17 protein-coding genes, 1 tRNA gene and 1 pseudogene are annotated in these 19,700 nt (G+C 36.6%); 10 read left to right on the top strand and 9 right to left on the bottom strand.

Annotated elements, in window-relative coordinates; translation table 11 throughout:
* Positions 1 to 28 precede the first annotated feature (28 nt).
* The gene (locus tag KO502_RS05355) at positions 29 to 1,432 is read right to left on the bottom strand and encodes a Do family serine endopeptidase (RefSeq protein WP_216021575.1); all 1,404 of its coding nucleotides are present in this window, start codon (positions 1,430 to 1,432) and stop codon (positions 29 to 31) included.
* Between the two features lie 151 nt (positions 1,433 to 1,583).
* Positions 1,584 to 2,036 carry a DUF1043 family protein gene (locus KO502_RS05350; protein ID WP_216021537.1) on the bottom strand — a complete coding sequence of 151 codons (453 nt, stop codon included), beginning with the start codon at positions 2,034 to 2,036 and terminating at the stop codon, positions 1,584 to 1,586.
* Between the two features lie 239 nt (positions 2,037 to 2,275).
* Between KO502_RS05350 and zapE the strand changes: the two genes are divergently transcribed.
* On the top strand, positions 2,276 to 3,382 hold the full coding sequence (gene zapE / locus KO502_RS05345; RefSeq protein ID WP_216021536.1) for a cell division protein ZapE: 1,107 nt from the start codon (positions 2,276 to 2,278) through the stop codon (positions 3,380 to 3,382).
* A 160-nt stretch (positions 3,383 to 3,542) separates the two neighbouring features.
* Here zapE and KO502_RS05340 read toward each other — a convergent pair whose 3' ends face one another.
* The 4 genes from KO502_RS05340 to folB all read right to left on the bottom strand — a co-directional run bounded on the left by KO502_RS05340 (position 3,543) and on the right by folB (position 6,226).
* Positions 3,543 to 4,385 carry a tetratricopeptide repeat protein gene (locus KO502_RS05340; protein WP_216021535.1) on the bottom strand — a complete coding sequence of 281 codons (843 nt, stop codon included), beginning with the start codon at positions 4,383 to 4,385 and terminating at the stop codon, positions 3,543 to 3,545.
* Positions 4,386 to 4,472: 87 nt separating this feature from the next.
* Positions 4,473 to 5,303 carry an undecaprenyl-diphosphate phosphatase gene (locus KO502_RS05335; protein ID WP_216021534.1) on the bottom strand — a complete coding sequence of 277 codons (831 nt, stop codon included), beginning with the start codon at positions 5,301 to 5,303 and terminating at the stop codon, positions 4,473 to 4,475.
* Between the two features lie 60 nt (positions 5,304 to 5,363).
* Positions 5,364 to 5,861 carry a 2-amino-4-hydroxy-6-hydroxymethyldihydropteridine diphosphokinase gene (folK, locus tag KO502_RS05330; protein WP_216021533.1) on the bottom strand — a complete coding sequence of 166 codons (498 nt, stop codon included), beginning with the start codon at positions 5,859 to 5,861 and terminating at the stop codon, positions 5,364 to 5,366.
* Positions 5,861 to 6,226, bottom strand: coding sequence for a dihydroneopterin aldolase (folB, locus tag KO502_RS05325; RefSeq protein WP_216021532.1), 366 nt, complete (start codon positions 6,224 to 6,226; stop codon positions 5,861 to 5,863). The genes folK and folB overlap by 1 nt, the downstream gene beginning before the upstream one ends.
* 288 nt (positions 6,227 to 6,514) lie before the next feature.
* On the opposite strand from folB, the gene plsY reads away from it, so the two are divergent.
* The gene (gene plsY / locus KO502_RS05320) at positions 6,515 to 7,105 is read left to right on the top strand and encodes a glycerol-3-phosphate 1-O-acyltransferase PlsY (RefSeq protein WP_216021531.1); all 591 of its coding nucleotides are present in this window, start codon (positions 6,515 to 6,517) and stop codon (positions 7,103 to 7,105) included.
* A gap of 15 nt (positions 7,106 to 7,120) precedes the next feature.
* On the opposite strand, the gene tsaD is transcribed toward plsY, so the two are convergent.
* On the bottom strand, positions 7,121 to 8,173 hold the full coding sequence (gene tsaD, locus KO502_RS05315) for a tRNA (adenosine(37)-N6)-threonylcarbamoyltransferase complex transferase subunit TsaD (RefSeq protein ID WP_216021530.1): 1,053 nt from the start codon (positions 8,171 to 8,173) through the stop codon (positions 7,121 to 7,123).
* A gap of 321 nt (positions 8,174 to 8,494) precedes the next feature.
* Here tsaD and rpsU point away from each other — a divergent pair, with 321 nt between their 5' ends.
* The 7 genes from rpsU to KO502_RS05280 all read left to right on the top strand — a co-directional run bounded on the left by rpsU (position 8,495) and on the right by KO502_RS05280 (position 16,349).
* Complete coding sequence (gene rpsU / locus KO502_RS05310; RefSeq protein WP_076420232.1) at positions 8,495 to 8,710, top strand: 30S ribosomal protein S21; 216 nt, start codon at positions 8,495 to 8,497, stop codon at positions 8,708 to 8,710.
* A 52-nt stretch (positions 8,711 to 8,762) separates the two neighbouring features.
* On the top strand, positions 8,763 to 9,212 hold the full coding sequence (locus KO502_RS05305; RefSeq protein ID WP_216021529.1) for a GatB/YqeY domain-containing protein: 450 nt from the start codon (positions 8,763 to 8,765) through the stop codon (positions 9,210 to 9,212).
* Positions 9,213 to 9,449: 237 nt separating this feature from the next.
* Complete coding sequence (gene dnaG, locus KO502_RS05300; protein ID WP_216021528.1) at positions 9,450 to 11,207, top strand: DNA primase; 1,758 nt, start codon at positions 9,450 to 9,452, stop codon at positions 11,205 to 11,207.
* A gap of 205 nt (positions 11,208 to 11,412) precedes the next feature.
* Positions 11,413 to 13,275: an RNA polymerase sigma factor RpoD gene (rpoD, locus tag KO502_RS05295; RefSeq protein WP_216021527.1), complete on the top strand. Its 1,863-nt coding sequence runs from the start codon at positions 11,413 to 11,415 to the stop codon at positions 13,273 to 13,275.
* A 142-nt stretch (positions 13,276 to 13,417) separates the two neighbouring features.
* Positions 13,418 to 14,026 carry an outer membrane beta-barrel protein gene (locus KO502_RS05290; RefSeq protein WP_216021526.1) on the top strand — a complete coding sequence of 203 codons (609 nt, stop codon included), beginning with the start codon at positions 13,418 to 13,420 and terminating at the stop codon, positions 14,024 to 14,026.
* Positions 14,027 to 14,200: 174 nt separating this feature from the next.
* Positions 14,201 to 14,277, top strand: a tRNA-Ile gene (locus KO502_RS05285).
* Between the two features lie 176 nt (positions 14,278 to 14,453).
* Positions 14,454 to 16,349, top strand: a complete 1,896-nt coding sequence (locus KO502_RS05280; RefSeq protein WP_216021525.1) for a hypothetical protein — start codon at positions 14,454 to 14,456, stop codon at positions 16,347 to 16,349.
* A 155-nt stretch (positions 16,350 to 16,504) separates the two neighbouring features.
* Here KO502_RS05280 and KO502_RS05275 read toward each other — a convergent pair.
* A pseudogene (locus tag KO502_RS05275) lies at positions 16,505 to 16,603 on the bottom strand (IS1595 family transposase); the annotation flags it as partial.
* A 612-nt stretch (positions 16,604 to 17,215) separates the two neighbouring features.
* Here KO502_RS05275 and KO502_RS05270 point away from each other — a divergent pair.
* On the top strand, positions 17,216 to 19,360 hold the full coding sequence (locus KO502_RS05270) for a methyl-accepting chemotaxis protein (RefSeq protein WP_216021524.1): 2,145 nt from the start codon (positions 17,216 to 17,218) through the stop codon (positions 19,358 to 19,360).
* 126 nt (positions 19,361 to 19,486) lie between these two features.
* Here KO502_RS05270 and KO502_RS05265 read toward each other — a convergent pair.
* A partial coding sequence (locus tag KO502_RS05265; protein ID WP_216021523.1) for a hypothetical protein occupies positions 19,487 to 19,700 on the bottom strand: 214 nt, incomplete at its 5' end.

Raw genomic sequence — 19,700 nt, 5'->3', positions numbered from 1 at the left:
GCCTAATGTATAGGTATTAATATAGGTATTAACGGATCATTATATATTGTGAGTTTTTATCTCGTACAATATTTAATGCAAACACATCGCCTGTTTTATCTTTTAAGTAATCACGTAACTGAGCAAGATCTTTAATACGTGTTCTGTTCACACCTGTAATTAAATCACCCTTATGTAAACCTGCCATTTGTGCTGGAGAACCATCTGTAACTTGTTCAACCACAATCACTTGTTGCTTATTATCATTCGTCATTTTAGCACCATCAAGCATTGGATGAATACTTGCAGCAGCAATAGTCGCGCCTTGATCTTGTTTTAATTTAACGGTGAATTCTTTTGTATCACCATCTCGTATTATCGTTAATTTTACTTTTTGATTAGCACCAATAGAGCCTATTTTTGCGCGTAACTCAAAAAAGCTCTTAATGGCTTTACCGTTCATCGCCACAATAACATCGCCAGCTTTAATCCCTGCTTCGTCAGCAGCAGAGTCAGGCATTACCTGTTCAATAAAGCTACCTTGACTGGTTTCTAATTCCATTGCTTTAGCTATTTCGCTATTAACACTACGTCCTGATACGCCAAGTACGCCGCGGTGAACTTCACCAAATTCAATAAGCTGTTTTACAAGGTTATTCATCATATTACTTGGTATCGCAAAACCAATACCTACGTTACCACCGTTAGGGCCAATAATAGCGGTATTAATACCAATTAATTCACCGCGTAAGTTAACCAAAGCACCACCGGAGTTACCACTGTTAATTGCCGCATCGGTTTGAATAAAGTCTTCGTATTGTTCAATATTTAAATTACTACGGCCTAAAGCACTGACAATACCAGAGGTAACTGTTTGTCCTAAACCAAATGGACTACCAATGGCTACGGTAAAATCACCAACACGCAACCCATCTGAATCAGCTAGTTTTATCTCGTGTAAATTTTTTGCCTCTACTTGTAATAGTGCAATATCACTTTTTGCATCGCTACCTAACTTTTTCGCTTCTAATTGACGACCATCTTTTAAAGTGATCATAATTTCATCAGCATTGGCAATAACATGATTGTTGGTAACAATATAACCTTTGTCGCTATCAATAATAACGCCAGATCCTAAGCCGCGAAATTGACGTTCTTGTGCTTGTCCTTGACCTCTATTGCCAAAGAAGAATTTGAACGCTTCGGGAATGTTTTGTTGTGGTGCTTTATGTGTACCTACTACGGAGATACTGACCACAGCTGGCGTTACTTTTTCAAGCATAGGCGCCAAACTTGGCATTTCCTGATTATCAACTTGAAAAGGCCAATTAGCTAATGCCGGAGTGCTCGTTAGTGCCAGAGTGGTGGACAGTATTGCTGCACTTATAAGAGTGGAAAGTTTGGCTGTTTTAAAGGATTTAGTAACAGAGTAAAATTTAGATGATTTTTTCATGGTTAGATCAGTTTGTAAGCTCATAATTAAAAGGTCTCCAATATTGAAAAAAAAAAGTTAATTAAGACATAGGTGCCTTAATTAACTTTTTAAAGGGTACTTTTAAATAGACTGAACAAAAAAATTTTAGTTCAGTACTCGCCTGTTAAAACTAACTTGCAGATGTAACTGATTGTTTCTGATCAACAAATAAGCCACTCGGGTTATTTGAATAATCAAGTGGTGCTTCTGTCGTTTCTATTACTTGACTCGTTCTATCTTTAGCGCGTAGGGCTGCTGTTTGTTCAAGTTGTTGATGTGTTTCAGCTGAGAAGAAAGGCATACTTTCTACTTCTTCTATGGTGGCTTTTTGTAGTAATAAAGTGCTTTCTTGCATTTGTTTCATTGCAGTTTGGCAAGTTTTATTCATTTGCTCGAGTAATGCTGCAGAATTTGCTAAATGCTCGGCAACATCAAGTTTATACTGATCTAATGCGGCTTCACTTTTATTGGCTTGTTCTGACAATTTACGTTGCTCTTTACTGCTGCTAGATAAAAGGCGAGTTGCCAAAAAACCACCAATTCCACCGATAATAAAAATGATTAGGGCTATTGCTACATTCATGGTGTGTACCTTATTTTATAATGACTATTGCGATGAGTATGTAATTAGAAATTAAATCTGATGTCTATATAGATTATACTACCATCAAAACAATTTGCTAAGTAAAAATATCTTTGTAAAAAGCGCGATTATTCAAAGGTAATATATATAATCAGTGTACTGCTTATCCAATTTTCAGGGAATGATTACTGCAAATGAATGTTAACTCAAAAACATGATCCAAATAACATAGGCTATCAATGACTAAGCTTCCCCCTCTTGCACAGTATAAACAAGATTTAACCCGTGATGACTTTCTATTTGATGCGGCACAAGAAAATGCTGTGATTCATTTACAACGTTTATATGATGATCTAATAAATCAGCCTAAAGCTGCTTCTGGTTTTAAAAAAATGCTTAATGGTTTGTTTAATAACAAGCAAGCAACACCCGTTAAAGGGCTTTATTTTTGGGGCGGAGTAGGGCGTGGTAAAACTTATTTAGTTGATACCTTTTTTGATAGCTTGCCATTTGAAAATAAAATGCGAGTGCATTTTCATCGCTTTATGCATCGCGTTCATCAAGAATTAAAAGGCTTAACAGGGCAATCGGATCCTCTGAAAATTATTGCTAAGAAATTTGCACAAGAAACGCAAATTATTTGCTTTGATGAGTTTTTTGTTTCTGATATCACCGATGCGATGATTTTAGGAACCTTATTTGAAGAATTATTTGCCCATAATGTTACCTTAGTTGCTACATCAAACATTATTCCTGATGAACTATATCGAAACGGTTTACAACGCGAACGTTTTCTACCTGCTATTAAGCTTATTAATGAATGTACGGAAATAGTGAATGTTGATAGTGGTGTTGATTACCGCTTAAGAACACTAGAGCAGGCAGAGATATTTCATCACCCGCTTGATGCGCAAGCGGAAGAAAATTTAAAACATTACTTTAAACAGCTTTCTACAGATGAAGGAAAGTCTGGAGCGTCTATTGAAATTAATCATAGACAATTATTAACTGAATTAGTCAGTGATGGTGTTGTCTATTTTGACTTTTCAGTATTGTGTGAAAGCGCTCGAAGTCAAAGCGACTATATGGAAATTAGCCAGCTTTATCACACGGTATTAATGGGGAACGTTAAAGAAATGGGCCCAGATAGTGACGATACAACACGTCGTTTTATTGCGTTAGTTGATGAGTTTTATGAGCGCAATGTAAAACTAATAATGTCGGCAGAAAAACCATTAGAAGACTTATATAGTGGTGGTCGATTAGCTTTTGAATTTAAGCGCTGTTTAAGTCGCTTACAAGAAATGCAATCACATGATTACTTAGCGAGTGAGCATCTTCCGTAAGCTAATGGTTAGTTAGCAACTGGTTTACTACTTCAACTATTAAGCTAGTTAAGCTAGTTAAGCTAGTTAAGCTAGTTACAAAAAAGCCCGCTTCATAGGTTATGGCGCGGGCTTTTATCGTTATGCGTTTAATTTTAATTGCTAATTAATGATCAATCAATTAATACATCAGCGTATAAAGCTTTCTTCTGAACTTAGCGGCAAGAGGATCGCCTTCAGGTAACGACTTCAACACATCAATAAATAACTCTTTGCTTTTATCTTTGGTGGCTTCATCGCAAGCTTGTACTAAACGAAATAATATTTTTAGTGCTTCTTCGTGACGATTAACTTGACTATATTGCGCGGCAAGTTGCTGATTAATATTAATGTCTGCCGGCGCTGCTTTTAATTGAGCTTCTAAGGCTTGAATTTCAGGTGAATTTTCAGCGGCTTCAGCTAATTCAAGTTTTGCCATTAATGCATGATAATCACTGTCTTGATCAACCATAGTGATAGTTGCCAACAAAGTTTTTGCATCACTTGTTTTACCAAGCTGTAACAATACGTCACTGAATACTAATTTAATGTCGGCACGCTTATCGTCAAGTTGGTAGGCTTGAACTATAGCGTTTTGAGCTTCAATTAATTGATTTTCAGCGAGTGCTATTCTTGCTTGTCCTAATAAAATATCTTGTGGTTGTGGTAAATGTTTATCTAAAAAGGCGGCAACATTTGCATCGTCTTGAGGTCCTGAAAAACCATCAAGTGGTTGTGCGTCTTTTAATAATATAACGGTAGGCAACCCTTGAATACCAAACTGTTGGGCGATTTGTGCTTGGCTTTGACAATCAAGAGTCACTAATGCCATATACTCTTCTAAACCTGAAAGTTTAGCGGCAAGTTTGTCGCGTAAAACAACACTCTCAGGGACTTGCTCTGCCCAAAAGCTGACAAGTACTAACTTTTGCTTTGATTGTTCAACAACAACTTGCTGAAAGTTTTCTACGGTGATGGCAGTCATATACTTTTTCTCAAATCTATTAATAGGTTAAAAATCTAGGTAATCAATTGTCGGGTTTGTATTACAGTAAGCGCTATTGGTTAGTGATTATGATTGCGTGGCTAGGATAAACCACAGTAAACCAAAGCCTAAAATTAAACGATAAATAACAAATGGCATCATGCCTAATTTTTCTAATAATATTAGAAAGTAATGTATACAAGCATAAGCACTAACAAAAGCAACAATACTGCCTAACCCCATTGCAAACCAATCAACAGCTTCACTGGCTAATACTAGTTTTAAGGTTAAATAACTGCCTGCCATAGCGATAGCAGGGATAGAAAGTAAGAAAGAAAAACGCGCAGCGTTATCACGACTTAGCCCTAACATTAAACCTATTGTCATGGTGATACCTGAGCGAGAGGTGCCAGGAATTAACGCTATTGCTTGTGCTAAACCAATTAACATTGCCCCTTTTAAACCTAATTTTTCCATCGGCTTATGATTTTTTCTATGTCCAGCTTTAACATCAGCAAAACCTAACAGAAAACCAAATAATAAAGTAGTTAAGGCGATAACTAAGGCAGATCGTAAATGCTCTTCAATTAAGTCTTTACCTAATAAACCAAATAAACCAGCGGGGATGGTGGCTAGTAAAATCCACCATGCTAGTTTGCCGTCAAAACTGGCTTTATCTTTTTCTGGCCCCATGCCTACAGTACCTAACCAGGCAACAGCCATGCCGCCAACTTCTTTACGAAAATACATAACAACCGCAAGTAAAGTACCTACATGTACGGCAACATCAAACGCTAACCCCTGATCGTGCCACCCTAAAATTTGTGAAGGTAATATTAAATGCGCAGAGCTTGAAATAGGTAAAAACTCGGTTAAACCTTGCAACAGGGCAAGAATAATTATTTCGAAAGTACTCATGAGTGGTTCGTTGTCCTTTAACTTTAAGTTGTAAATATTTGATGGTTAATAAGTAAGTTGTTACCAGCAATTAGCAACAATACTTATTTTCTGGCTAGATTTATCATAATCTTGCCATAATTCTTGATAGGTTTTTTTTACAACAGGGTGTTCAAGCTCTGCCGCTATTTCGCTTAGCGGCCATAACACAAAAGCATTGGTTATTATTTCATGACGAGGCAATTGTGCAGGTAAATCAATAATTAAATTATCATATAGTAGTAAATCTAAATCTAAACTGCGCGGGCTAAACTTTTTAGCATTTTGCTCTCGTCCATAAGCAAACTCAATAGTACGTAATATAGCAGCTACTTCATCAACACTGTGTGAACAATTAATACCTATTACCATATTATAAAAAGCAGCACCTTTAAAGCCTATAGGCTCACTTTCAAATAATGAAGACAGTGTTAATTGTCCAAAAGGTAAGTTGAAAGCTTCTGCTAAAGCGAGTAAGCCTTGCTTAACATGGTAATCACGCTTGATATTGCTACCTAAAGAAATATAAATTTGTGCCATTAAAGTGATGACTCTTGACTGCCACGTTCTATTTCTACGCCAACGGTTTGTGCGTTGTGTACCGCACCAGGTTTACCAACACTAAGTTTTAACCACGGAATATGATATTGCGTCATTAAAAAAGTCGCTAAACGTTCAGCTAGCGTTTCAATTAAATCAACAGGGTTATCATTGGCAAAACGCTCAATTGCCACAGAAATATCAGCATAGTCTAATGTTTTAGCTAATTCGTCATTTTTAGCGGCATTCGCTGTATTCCAGCCCATGGCAACATCTATAACTAAGGTTTGTTTTATTTCTTTTTCCCACTGAAAAAAACCAATCGTGGTTTGAATGCTTAACCCTTTTATAAATACTTTATCCATGATTTACCTATTTATGTTTGCGAAAAACGGCTACATTAATCCTAATCTTACATGCGCCTTAGATTAGCGCTGATAATGTAATAGCAGGAAGAAGTATTGCAGTCGCGCTACAATTGTTACAAAATACACTGCAGATTTTACCTGCGAAGTTATATAAAAACTAGCAGAGATGAAAATAGAATATAAATTACCTTCTGGTATTAGATTTAATGGTGATTTATTACTGCTAGTTTTAACTTAAATCAGTTTATTCACCCCTTTATTTAAAGAAATGGAATTGGCAAATAGATGTTACTACTTACTTTCACTATGATTATTGTGGCCTACTTAATTGGCTCAATCTCAAGTGCAATATTAGTTTGTAAGCTATTAGGTTTACCTGATCCTAGAACGACAGGGTCAAAAAACCCTGGCGCAACCAATGTGTTACGTATGAGTAATATCCTTACCGCTGCTACCGTTTTATTTCTTGATATTCTAAAGGGGACTATTCCTGTATGGGGAGCATACTTTTTAGATATTAATGCGTTATATCTAGGTTTTATTGGTGTAGCTGCTTGTTTAGGACATATGTACCCAATATTTTTTGATTTTAAAGGTGGTAAAGCTGTAGCAACCGCATTAGGCACTTTACTGCCTATTGGTTTAACTTTAGGCGGTTTATTAGTTATTACTTGGGTCATTGTTGCTAAAATAAGTAAGTATTCCAGTTTAGCGGCTATTGTAACTGTCTCTATTGCCCCTCTTTACGTATATTTTTTAAAGCCGCTGTATGTCTATCCTACGTTAATGTTGAGCGCTTTGATTGTTTTTCGCCATCGAGAAAACATTAAACGGTTACTTACGGGTACTGAAAATAAAATAACACGAAAAATGTAGTTGTTACGCCAGGAATTATAAATTTACTGAGGGTAATGAATCTAATGCCCAACGAGGATTCGCTTTAAAAGTTAAATCAGCATTCGTCCCAGCCTTTAACCGTTGTAAGCCCGCATAAGCTATCATTGCACCATTATCCGTACAAAACTCAGGGCGTGGATAAAATACGCTGCCGCCAAGTTTTTTGGTAGTAACAGCTAGTTTTTCACGTAGGGATGTATTGGCACTAACGCCACCCGCTATCACTAATCTGCTTAAGTTTTCTTGCTGTAAAGCGCGTTTACATTTTATTGCTAATGTATCAACAACGGCTTGTTGAAAGGCATTGGCAATATCCGCATGAGTTTGTGCTAATTCTTCAGCCGTTAAATTAGCACACTCTTTACGCACTAAAGTACCCGCCGCAGTTTTTAAACCACTAAAGCTAAAATCTAAACCAGGTCTGTCGGTCATTGGGCGAGGTAACTTAAAGCGACCAGTAATACCAGACTCTGCCATCTTAGAAAGCGCCGGACCGCCAGGGTAATCTAAGCCCAATAATTTAGCTGTTTTATCAAAAGCTTCACCTGCGGCATCATCAACCGACTCACCTAATAATTTATATTCACCAATGGCATCAACTCGCACTAGCATAGTGTGTCCGCCAGATACTAATAAGGCAATAAAAGGAAATTCAGGTACATCATCTTCTAGCATAGGTGCTAACAAGTGACCTTCCATGTGATGAACCGGTACAGCAGGTAATTCCCAGCCGTAAGCTAAACTTCTGCCAATTGAACATCCAACTAAAAGCGCGCCTACTAAACCAGGGCCGGCAGTATAAGCAACACCATCTAAGTCCTGTGGAGTAAGATTAGCATCAGCTAATACTTCTTTAATAAGTGGTATGGTTTTACGCACATGATCACGCGAAGCAAGCTCAGGTACAACGCCACCGTAATCAGCATGCACAGCAATTTGACTATATAATCTATGCGCAAGTATGCCTTCAGGGCGATCGCCATTACCATCATCATAAATGGCAATACCTGTTTCATCACAAGAAGTTTCAATACCTAAAATACGCATATAGTTAGTCTCAATAAAGTAGAATTATTTTTGTGCTTACCTTTAATGCTTAATTAGCTAATGGCTAAACAATATTTTTAAATAAGGGCTAATAAGCATGAATTTGCCGATTTTACCGTGTTTATTAGGTACGCACCAGTGCATAAATACATTCATTTACCTTGTGTTGTTAAATTAATCTTTACTTTACTATGTGCTTGACAGTAGAATACGGCACCCATTTTTAATAGAGCGGGTGTAAGATGAGGTCAATAGCACAAATAACGTGCATTTAGCCGAAATCAGTCACCAATTATATAGATACCTAAGGTAATAAAGTACATGCCAGTAATTAAAGTAAGAGAAAACGAACCATTTGACGTTGCATTACGTCGTTTCAAACGTTCATGTGAAAAAGCAGGAATCCTTTCAGAAGTTCGTCGTCGCGAATGTTATGAAAAACCAACTTGGGAACGTAAACGTAAAAAAGCAGCTGCTGTTAAACGTGCAGCGAAAAAAGTTTCTCGTGAGAACGCTCGTCGCGTTCGCATGTACTAAGAATTATCTTAGTTAAACTATCCTCTAAGAGATTGCTTATTATGGAGAGAAAATGTCACTTCTAATACAACTCAAAGATGAAATGAAAGTTGCTATGCGCGCCAAAGACAAATTACGTCTTGGTGTTATACGCATGGCAATTTCAGCTGTTAAGCAAGCAGAAATTGATCACAACATCGAAGCAACTGATGAGAATATTATTGCGTTATTAACCAAAATGGTTAAGCAACGCAAAGAATCAATCAAGATGTTTCAAGAAGGTGGTCGTGATGAGTTAGCAGAAAAAGAAGCAGCAGAAGTTGTTGCTTTAAATTTTTTCATGCCGCAACCGCTTACTGCAGAAGAAATTCAAGTATTAATAGGTAATGCAATTACTAATTCTGGTGCAGCTTCAATGGCTGACATGGGTAAAGTAATGGCAATATTAAAACCTGTTATGCAAGGCAAGGCTGACATGGGCGCTGTAAGTGGCCAAGTAAGAGCTGGTTTGCAAAACTTATAATTAATTTATATTCATTATAAATAATACTTTAAAACCGTAATAGCATTAGCTGTTACGGTTTTTTTATGTCTTTTTTAAATATGTTAGTGGTATAAATATTTTTTGTATCTATAACTCACTGGTTAAACTAATTGAGATAATAATTTATATTTAAGCTTAAAAATACCATCACTTCTCTTCGTGTATTGTGTAGAATAACCCGTTGTATTTCTCTTTTTAAATGACTTATTAAATCTTATGGCCGGACGCATTTCTCGACAATTTATTGATGACTTACTCAGCAGGACAGATATTGTCGAACTTGTTGATAGCCGAGTGCCCTTAAAAAAGGCTGGTAAAAATTATCAAGCCTGCTGTCCTTTTCATAATGAAAAATCCCCTTCTTTTACAGTAAGTCAAGACAAACAATTTTATCACTGTTTCGGCTGTGGCGAACACGGTAATGCTATTTCGTTTTTGATGGAATTTGACCGGCTTGACTTTGTTGATGCGGTTGAAGAGCTTGCCTCGCACTGCGGTATGGAAGTTGTGCGTGAAGAGAGCACAGCAAGCCCAGAAGAGCAGCGTAAGCAACAGCAAGTTTACCAACAAAAACAAGATGATTACGAATTGATGGGGCAAATAAGCCGATTTTTTCAACAACAATTGAAAGTCGCTAAAGACAAAGGTACAGCCATCGAATACCTTAAAGGTCGCGGTTTAAGTGGTGAGGTCGTTAAACGTTTTGGTATTGGTTATATCAGCGATGAATGGGACGGTATGATGAATACCTTTTCAAATAATGGACGTGCTAACCAACAATTAATTGATTTAGGTATGGCCATTGCGGGTGATAAAAAGCGCCCTTATGATCGTTTTCGCGGACGGATAATGTTTCCTATTAGCGATAAACGTGGCCGTGTTATTGGCTTTGGTGGGCGTGTATTAGGTGATGCTAAACCTAAATATTTAAACTCACCAGAAACCCGTATTTACCATAAAGGTCAAGAGCTTTACGGTTTACATGAAGCCAAGCAAGCGAATAAAAAATTAGCACGTTTAGTGGTCGTTGAAGGCTATATGGATGTTGTTGCTCTGGCGCAACATGGTGTTGATTATGCTGTTGCTTCTCTTGGCACAGCAACGACTTTTGAACAATTACAAACCTTATTTAGAACTGTTCCTGAGGTTATTTGTTGCTACGACGGCGATAGAGCAGGACGAGATGCCGCATGGCGCGCTATGGAAAATGCACTGCCGCTTATCCGTGATGGTTTTTCATTAAAATTTGTTTTTGTACCCGATGGTGAAGATCCTGATTCGTTAATTAGAACCCAAGGCCAAGCTGCATTTGAAGCTATTATCGATAATGCTATGCCATTGTCTAAATTCTTATTTGAGCAACTTATGCAAAAAGTTGATACCAGCTCGTTAGAAGGAAGAGCCGCGCTAGTTGAATCATTTCAGCCCTATTTAGCTAAACTGCCTGATAGTATTTTAAAAGACGCTATGCTCAATGAAATAGCCAATAATTTTGGAACCGGCAGTGAACAATTTCTCGCTAAATTTACTAAAAATATACAAGGATCTCCCGCTAAAAAAGCAGCGCAACGACAAACAAAAGTAACTCCCGTTAGATTAGCGCTTGCATTATTGTTAGAGCATCCCCATATAGCAAATAGCTTAGATAATATTAATGTTTTGCAAGCACTAACGGCGCCAGGGATACCTCTACTCATGCAAGTACTTGCGGTATGCCAACAAAACCCAGATATTAAATCAGCGCAATTACTCGAATATTTTCGAGATACCGAGCAAGGCTCGCAATTATCAAAACTAATGTGTTGGCAACATCACGTAGAAGCTGAAGCAGCAACCGATGTTTTTCTTGATAGCATAGAAAAATTATTGAACAATTTTGTTGAGCAACGAGCTGAAGTATTATTACAAAAAGCACGTGCGGGACAAATGACAGTGGAAGAAAAACAAGAGTTACAAGCAATACTCAATGCTTAATTTTTTGTTTTAGCTACGCTAATTTAAATTGACGTTATGAAAATAGCGTGAATGCTATTAAATGATTAAGGATGTATATTAGCTGGTAACCAAGCGAAAAATTCGCTATAATTTCCCGCTTTATTGCGTCTTTTAGTCGCTTTAACTACTGCACTCAGTGCATATTTATATTCCATATTTTTATAACACAGGTGGACACTCGTCAATGGAACAAGCCCCTAAATCTAGACTTAAAGAGTTGATAACCAAAGGTAAAGAACAAGGTTATTTAACATTTGCTCAAGTGAACGATCATCTTCCACAAGATATTATCGATTCTGACCAAGTTGAAGATATCGTTAGTATGATCAACGATATGGGTATTCAAGTATTTGAAAACGCACCAGATCAAGATACCTTGATGATGAGCGAAGGTAATACTGATGAAGATGCCGCCGAAGCTGCAGCGCAAGCATTAGCCACAGTAGAAAGTGAAATTGGTCGCACAACTGATCCCGTTCGTATGTATATGCGTGAAATGGGTACGGTTGAACTTCTTACGCGCAAAGGCGAAATCGTCATTGCTAAACGTATCGAAGAAGGTATTAAAGAAGTACAGCGTAGTGTTTCTGAATACCCTCCGGCAATTAACTACTTATTAGAAATGTGGGATAACTTTGAAGCGGAAGAAGTTCGCTTAACTGATATCATTACAGGCTTTTTAGATCCAGATGCTGAAGATGAAGATGTACCTGCTGCGGCAACGCACGTAGGTAGTGAATTATCTAAAGATGATCTGGAAGATGAAGACAGTGAAGACAAAGATGATGATGCAGATGATGCAGCTGATGAAGACGAGGAAGAAGAAGATACTGGTCCTGATCCTGAATTAGCCCGTGAAAAATTCACTTTATTACGTGAAGTACATGAAAACGCGACTAAAATCATCAATAAAAAAGGCCGTGGTCATAAAGATGCACAAGCCGCAATTGATGCTGTTGCCGATGTATTTAAAGAGTTTCGTTTAATACCTAAGTTATTTGATAAGTTAGTTAAAAACATGCGTGGCATGATGGACAGACTACGTGTTCAAGAACGTTTGATCATGAAGCACTGTGTTGTTGGTGCAGGTATGCCTAAAACTACCTTTATCAAAATATTCCCAGGTAATGAAACATCTAAAGAATGGTTTGAAGCTGAAAAAGCTGCGGGTCATCCGTATTCAGCAAGACTTGCTGACGTAGAGCTAGATGTTGAACGTAATATCTACAAGCTAAACCAAATAGAAGAAGAAGCTAATCTTAATATTCACGGTATTAAAGATATTAACCGTCGTATGTCTATTGGTGAAGCTAAAGCTCGTCGCGCTAAAAAAGAAATGGTTGAGGCAAACTTACGTTTAGTTATCTCAATTGCTAAAAAATACACCAACCGTGGTTTACAGTTCCTTGATTTAATTCAAGAAGGTAACATTGGTTTGATGAAAGCGGTTGATAAGTTTGAATACCGTCGTGGTTATAAATTCTCAACGTATGCGACATGGTGGATCCGACAAGCAATTACTCGTTCAATTGCAGACCAAGCGCGCACTATTCGTATTCCTGTGCACATGATTGAAACGATTAACAAATTAAACCGTGTTTCTCGCCAAATGTTACAAGAAATGGGACGCGAACCTACGCCAGAAGAATTAGCAGAACGCATGGTAATGCCAGAAGATAAAATCCGTAAAGTATTGAAAATAGCGAAAGAGCCAATTTCAATGGAAACTCCTATCGGTGATGATGAAGATTCACACTTAGGTGACTTTATTGAAGATGGCAGTGGTGAACTTCCTGTTGATTCAGCAACGTCTGAAAATCTTAAAGGGGCAACGCATGAAGTACTTGCTGGTTTAACCGCGCGTGAAGCTAAAGTACTAAGAATGCGTTTTGGTATTGATATGAATACCGACCACACGTTAGAAGAGGTTGGTAAGCAGTTTGATGTAACACGTGAACGTATTCGTCAAATTGAAGCGAAAGCATTACGTAAATTACGTCATCCATCTCGTTCAGAGCAGCTTAAAAGCTTCTTAGACGGCGAATAAAAATAAACGTATTAATATTAATATTAATATAGTATAAAAAGCTATTTTTAAATACCAACAAAAAGAGTAAGTTAGTTATCTAGCTTACTCTTTTTATTTTGTAGCTACCATTTTATAATTATTGTATATTCAGGAGATTGATATGCGTGTTTTGTTAATTATTGCTTGTGCACTCAGTTTTACAGCACCAGCTATTGCTAAACAGTCACTAGAAATTACACCTATGATGGGCTATCGCTTTGGTGGGGATTTTGATGCATCACAAGACAAGATTCACCATCAAATATCACTAACTGATGATACGAGTTATGGTTTATTAACTGCTTGGTCTTTTGATCGAGAACGCCAGGGCGAGTTTTTAATTAGTCATTACGATACAAACTTTTTTGAGCCAAACAGTAGCTCTATCAGTGCAACGGGGTTAGGTATATCCTATGCTCATATCGGGGGCAATATAAGAGTATCAGATAGTTTCTTACCTGTATTTGTTACCGGCGGTTTCGGTCTAAGTTATTTTGCACCAGAAGATAAAACACTTAATGATGAAACACGTTTTTCAATGAATGTTGGCCTAGCAACCCGTTTTGATTTAAGTGAGCATATTAGTCTACGCATAGATAGCCGCATATACAGCACTTTTTTTAATTCAGATAGCCGTATTTTTTGTGAAATAGATAGTTGTGCGATATATATTTCGAATGATATGTGGTTTCAAAGTGAAGTAAATGCTGGCATAACCTTTAGTTTTTAGACTCTATCAGCTCATTTTGACTAAGAAATAAGCGGTTAGTCGAAAAAGCATAAATATTTAAAGTTCATTAGGTGACAACAAAATAAAAAATGCTTATACTGCACGCGCTTTGATAGTTACTGCTCTTTGAGCAAACTAAAATGCATTTGAAAACCCAGGCCAAAATGTGAAAATGGGCCTTTAGCTCAGTTGGTTAGAGCATCCGACTCATAATCGGCAGGTCCGCAGTTCAAGTCTGCGAAGGCCCACCATTTTCACTTCACTCGTTAAATTTCTTCGATATTTTACTTCTAATTGTATTTCAAAAATTAGCATTACAACTGCTCCATAACACTAGTTCTTAGTATAATGACTATCAAAATACCTTAGAACCTTATACTATTATTTTATTTATTAAAAATTACTCTTTGAGATAAAAGGAATTTATATGGCATTTGATCATGGCTCGATAGATTTAGGTTTAAAAAACCCGTTTAAAGCGGAAGGTTTAGTTACAGCTATACGTGGAGTTGTACAAAGTGCTTTAGGAATATATTTGCTGTTAACTGCAGCGGGTACTGTTAAAGATAACGCAACAGCTGGCTGGATCTTAATGGTTTTCGGCATCATTATTTTAGCTACCGGCATACGTGCTGCTGCAAAGGGTATTTATGCAAGATTACGTTATTTTGTTGGGAGAAATCATCCTACTTCGTTAGCTTATAATTATAGTAAGTCAGAAAGCTCAACAGCGAATGAAGAAAAAGACACCGTAGGCTATAGTAAAAAGCAATTAGAAGAAATGCTTGTTGGTCGTAAAAATTCCACTTTTGTAGAGCCCGTTGGCTTTATCGCTCGCTTAATTCATAGTTTTATTCCCAAATTACTCTTTTTACCTTACCCAATACGTAATATGTCACAGCGTATTATTAGTGCTTGGGTAAGTACCATTATTTCATTGATCGCATACGGACTTGTCGCTTTTGTTTCGCTTAATGGTTTTACTGGCGATGCAGGTGAGTTAGCATTTCCTTTTTATTCTGCTTTTTTAATGCTTTATTTGTTATTAACATGGCGTAATGCAGGTAAACCCGTTGCTAGATCAGCAGAAAAAAATATCGAACCATTAGGCGGTATAACGCTTGTTAAAATAATATCATTATCAATTATTTTGCCTGTTGCTATTGGGGTTCTTTTATCTTATTTGATGTCAACTAGTGCGACATCTAAAGCTGAAATTGAGCAGTTTATCAGCCAACTGCCTAGTTTGCATGTTGGCTTGTATTTGTTTGGTATTATGATCATTGCCGTAATCGTAAGTGCTATGGCTTTTATTTTATTAAAGCAACGTTTATCAATTGTTAACCCGATAACAGAAGTGTCGGAGTTACGTGAAAATTGGCAAGAGTCTGTTCACCCGAATGAAATATTCATCAACTTAGATAACCTTGTGATGGCTAACCGCCGTTATAAAGAAGTACCTAATCGAGTATACCTAGAGCTTGATCCGCAATTAAATGAGCAAGCTGACGGTAAAGGTGGCTTTGTTGGACAGATGATCCAGGAAGTTCAACCTCAGGTTAAGTTAATGAATTTAGGTAAACTATTTAATAAAGTTCGTTTAGCCTCATTGATTACCGGTAATGCTTTTTACTTAATTAGTTCTATTTTTACTTTTATATTGGCTTATCACATTATTGATATATACACGTTAGTGTCTATGAGTAATATTTCTAATGTGGAAGAGTTTTTTAATTTAGATAACTATATGCAATTCTCGGATTTAATTGTGGGCGCTAGCCATCTATTATTGATCGGTTATTTGATAAAATCTTTTGGTCAAATAATGACAACATCAGCGCATTTGTTTTTTGCTGAAATTCAATTTGAATCATTACTGGTGTACTTTAAGTGTGAAGGTACATTTACGGAATCTAAAATATCAACAGGTACAGGTATACATGATAGTACTCGTTCGGAAAACACATTGATACGCAGTAGTATTACGCCTTGGGTAATTGTTTCTAAAATTGTTTCAACGACATTTGCAGCAACAGGGTTAAAAAACCTTGAACACCCTCGCCATATTTTAGAAATGCATAAAGATGAAGGACAATTAACTGCTATTAAAAACGATGTTATATCTTTCTTAAAAGATCGTGAGTCTATAGCCTCAATTACTAGCCAAAGAGACTTAGGTAATGCATCACAAATTCATCAACTAAATCAACAAACAAGAGCTGTAAATACTAATGGTTACTTATCTAAAGAAGATGAAGAAGCTGCTGGTTATATTCGTCAAGAAGAAGGCTTAACAGACGAAGGTGAGCCTAAAACAACATAGGTACTTGTTGCTAACGTATACTATTCTTTATAGTTACAAAGTAAAATGGCTCTTTTAAAGAGCTGTTTTTATTAGATCAGTGGTTATATTAATTAAGCTTGTATATGTTATGTAATATTCCCTTTGATTTTAATTAATATGTTTATGCACATGACTCAGGTTGATTTAATAGACGCATGCATAACCGCTATATTTAACAAACTGTTAGGTATCTGTTTTTCGATAAATCTAGGGTTGAAACGATAACAGAACTCAGTAGGTATTTTATAGTCTAAGTTGACTGTAGTTATTGTCTATTATAAAAATAATTTCTAAAATTAAATTCCTTGAAGTTGAATTAAAGGAATTAAAGGAATTAAAGGAATTAAAAAAATAAATAACATTTCGAACTAATTAATTAATGGTGATGAAATAACTATGGCAAGAATCAAATGAACATGATCCTTGTTTAGTTAGTAATTAAATAAAGCTGTTGGTTTTATACTCAGTTGTTGGCTACGTATACATTATACAAACGCTCATTTAATTTTTTAGTTGAAAATCAGTTGTGAATAGCCACACTATATTTTATCTAGCGTGTAGGAATATTGCTCTATTTTTTCTTGTTTAATCCCTATATTTACACATGAAAAATATTTATCTATCCTTTGAATCTCTTGCCTATAAAGGGGCTTACCTGTACATTATTTATGGTAACAGTGTAGAGTTGTTCTGATATAAGTTAGTTTTTCTTCTTGTACACTTCTAAAACATCCCCCTGTGTACAAAAACTAATACTTCTTGCTCTAGAGTCCTTGCAAGACATTTAGAGTAATACTAAATTTATACCGAATGTTGTCCTCCACTTAATATTTAAAGAGATAAAAATGTATTTAAAAAGCCAACAAATGAAGTTATCTAACAAAGAAAAATCATGGTTACCTTGGTTTGGTAGTAATGGTAAATTAGCATTGGGTATTAGTTGTTTTGTTAATAAAAGTACATACTCTACGGTAGAGCAAACTTTTGAAGGGGTTGCTAATACGCGCGTTAAATTATTACAAATGTGGGCGGATACTCATTGGGACCACCTAAGTTTATTGTCTAGTGATATTGACCTAACCAAGCTTGAAAATAATATTCAATTACTCCAAAAAAAGAATAAAGAAATCTGTGATTTTTCTGAAATATTTATTTTAGATCAAAACTCAAAAGTTGTTGTAAGTAGTTATCCTTCAAGAGTTGGTAAGCGTCATGAGCAAGCCAAAGCAATTGCTACAGCACAATCCTCACGTTTTTTACATGGTCCTTATGTTGATAAAGAGACGTTAAGTATCGGTCCATCGTCATCAAAATTTCACGACGAAGTCACTATTATGTTTTATTTGCCATTGATACAAAATGGTCAAACTGTGGCAATATTAGCGGCACGCGTACCTAATGATGTATTAGGTGATTTAATTCAACGTGAAGCAGGACATGTTTATCCTGAATCAGGTGATAATTACCTGTTTATGGTTGATGCCAAATTTGATACGAGTATTCAACAAGGTGTCGCTTTATCTCGATCTCGCTTTGAGGATAATACTTTTAGTCACGGCGAAAATTTAAAGTCGGGAGTGAATACTGGATTTGGTGTGGTTAAAATTAAACGTCATACCGAGTTAGAAATTCGCTTTACAGATCCCGCAACCAATGAACTTCATCCAGGAATTAGAGAAACAATTAAGCACGGTCAGAACCTGTTTGTTAGTTACCCAGGTTATTCAGATTATCGACATATTCCGGTTATCGGTAAAGGGGTTACATTTCAAATGCCTGGCTCATTAGACACTTGGGGAATGATGTGTGAAGGCGACTTAGAAGAAGTATATCGCCGCCGTTCTATTAACCTAAGCTTAATGAACATATACTTCATTATGGTTAGTGCTATTGTTTGTGTTCATGGCGGCCTAAGTAGCTTTACTGATCTTTCTAATGTAATTGTAAATAGCGTAACGCTTGGTTCTATTTTGTTAAGCGGTTATGTTTTCTCAATGTTTGGCACTAACAAAGTATCTAATCGTTTGAACCATATGACCCAGGTAATAAGAACCATTGCCGAAGGTGAAGGTAACCTTACTCAGCGACTAGCACCGGCCGATATTAAACATGATGAAACAGGTGACATGAGTCGCTGGATTAATAGTTTTATCGATAATTTAGACGGTATTGTAGGGCAGGTGATTCGCGCTTCTGGTAATGTTAAAACGACTAACGAAGAGATGCTGAATAAAAATGATGCGGTTGCTAAAAGTTCCATGCAAGTACAAGAGTCGATGGAGCATATGCAAACTTTAATAGAGAACCAACGGGTTGTTATATTACAAGCCTCGCATACTGCTGAAAGTATGAAAGAGACAATGGCGCATGTTGTTAATAAAGCTCAAGATGATTACAAAAGTGCTAGAGAAGGTACGCAAGCTATTCGCGATATTGTTTCTTCAACGGCTAACTCTGTGCAATCAATTAATACAAAAATGAATGATATTGGTCATATTATTTCAGTGATCACAGAGATCACTAATCAAACAAACCTATTAGCCTTAAATGCAGCTATTGAAGCGGCAAGAGCAGGTGATCACGGTAGAGGGTTCTCGGTAGTTGCTGACGAAGTAAGGGGTTTAGCGGGCAGAACAGCTGAAGCTGCAAAAGACATTCAAGTGATGATTCACGGCTTGCAGGATGAAACTAAGCAGGCGGTAGCTTTTATGGAGTCTGGTGTTGAAAATGTGGATGAAAGTTTAAAACTTACTGAAGCGGCATCAGCAGAAAACCAAGAATTGCACGCTATTGTTGAAGAAATGTTTACAGCAATTAATATTATCGAACAAAATAGTGCGAGAAATGCAGAAACAGTCCAATCTGTTTTTGCAGTAACTCGTGATATGGCAAGCTATATTGAAGAGCTAACCAACAGCTCTAAAATGGTTGACTCAACAGCCAGTAAGTTGCAGAAACTCGTTGGTATCTTTACGGTGAGTAAAGCTTAATTTTTTATTATTAATGAAGTAATAAATTATAAGCTCTAGATGATATAAACAGTGGAGTGAGTAGATGTTAGCTTGAGTTAACAACTATTCACTCATTGGTTTACCCACTTTTAAATCATATTCATTCTAAAGAATCTCCGTCTGCCAGTCGTAGCCTTTAATCGCTTTTCCATAACCTAATTTATACACTTCACGCATTTCACTTGGCACAAACTCTAGCATCGACTTTATATCGTAAGAGTTTTGCTGAATAGTCGCCAGTGAAAGTTGACGCCTTTTGGTTTTGTGCTGTGATAATACCAATCTGATTAAATTTATTCCCAACTCAGAGCTATGTTCG

The sequence above is a fragment of the Colwellia sp. E2M01 genome (assembly GCF_018860585.1).
GTDB lineage: Bacteria > Pseudomonadota > Gammaproteobacteria > Enterobacterales > Alteromonadaceae > Colwellia.
This window is presented reverse-complemented; position numbering and strand designations above follow the sequence as displayed.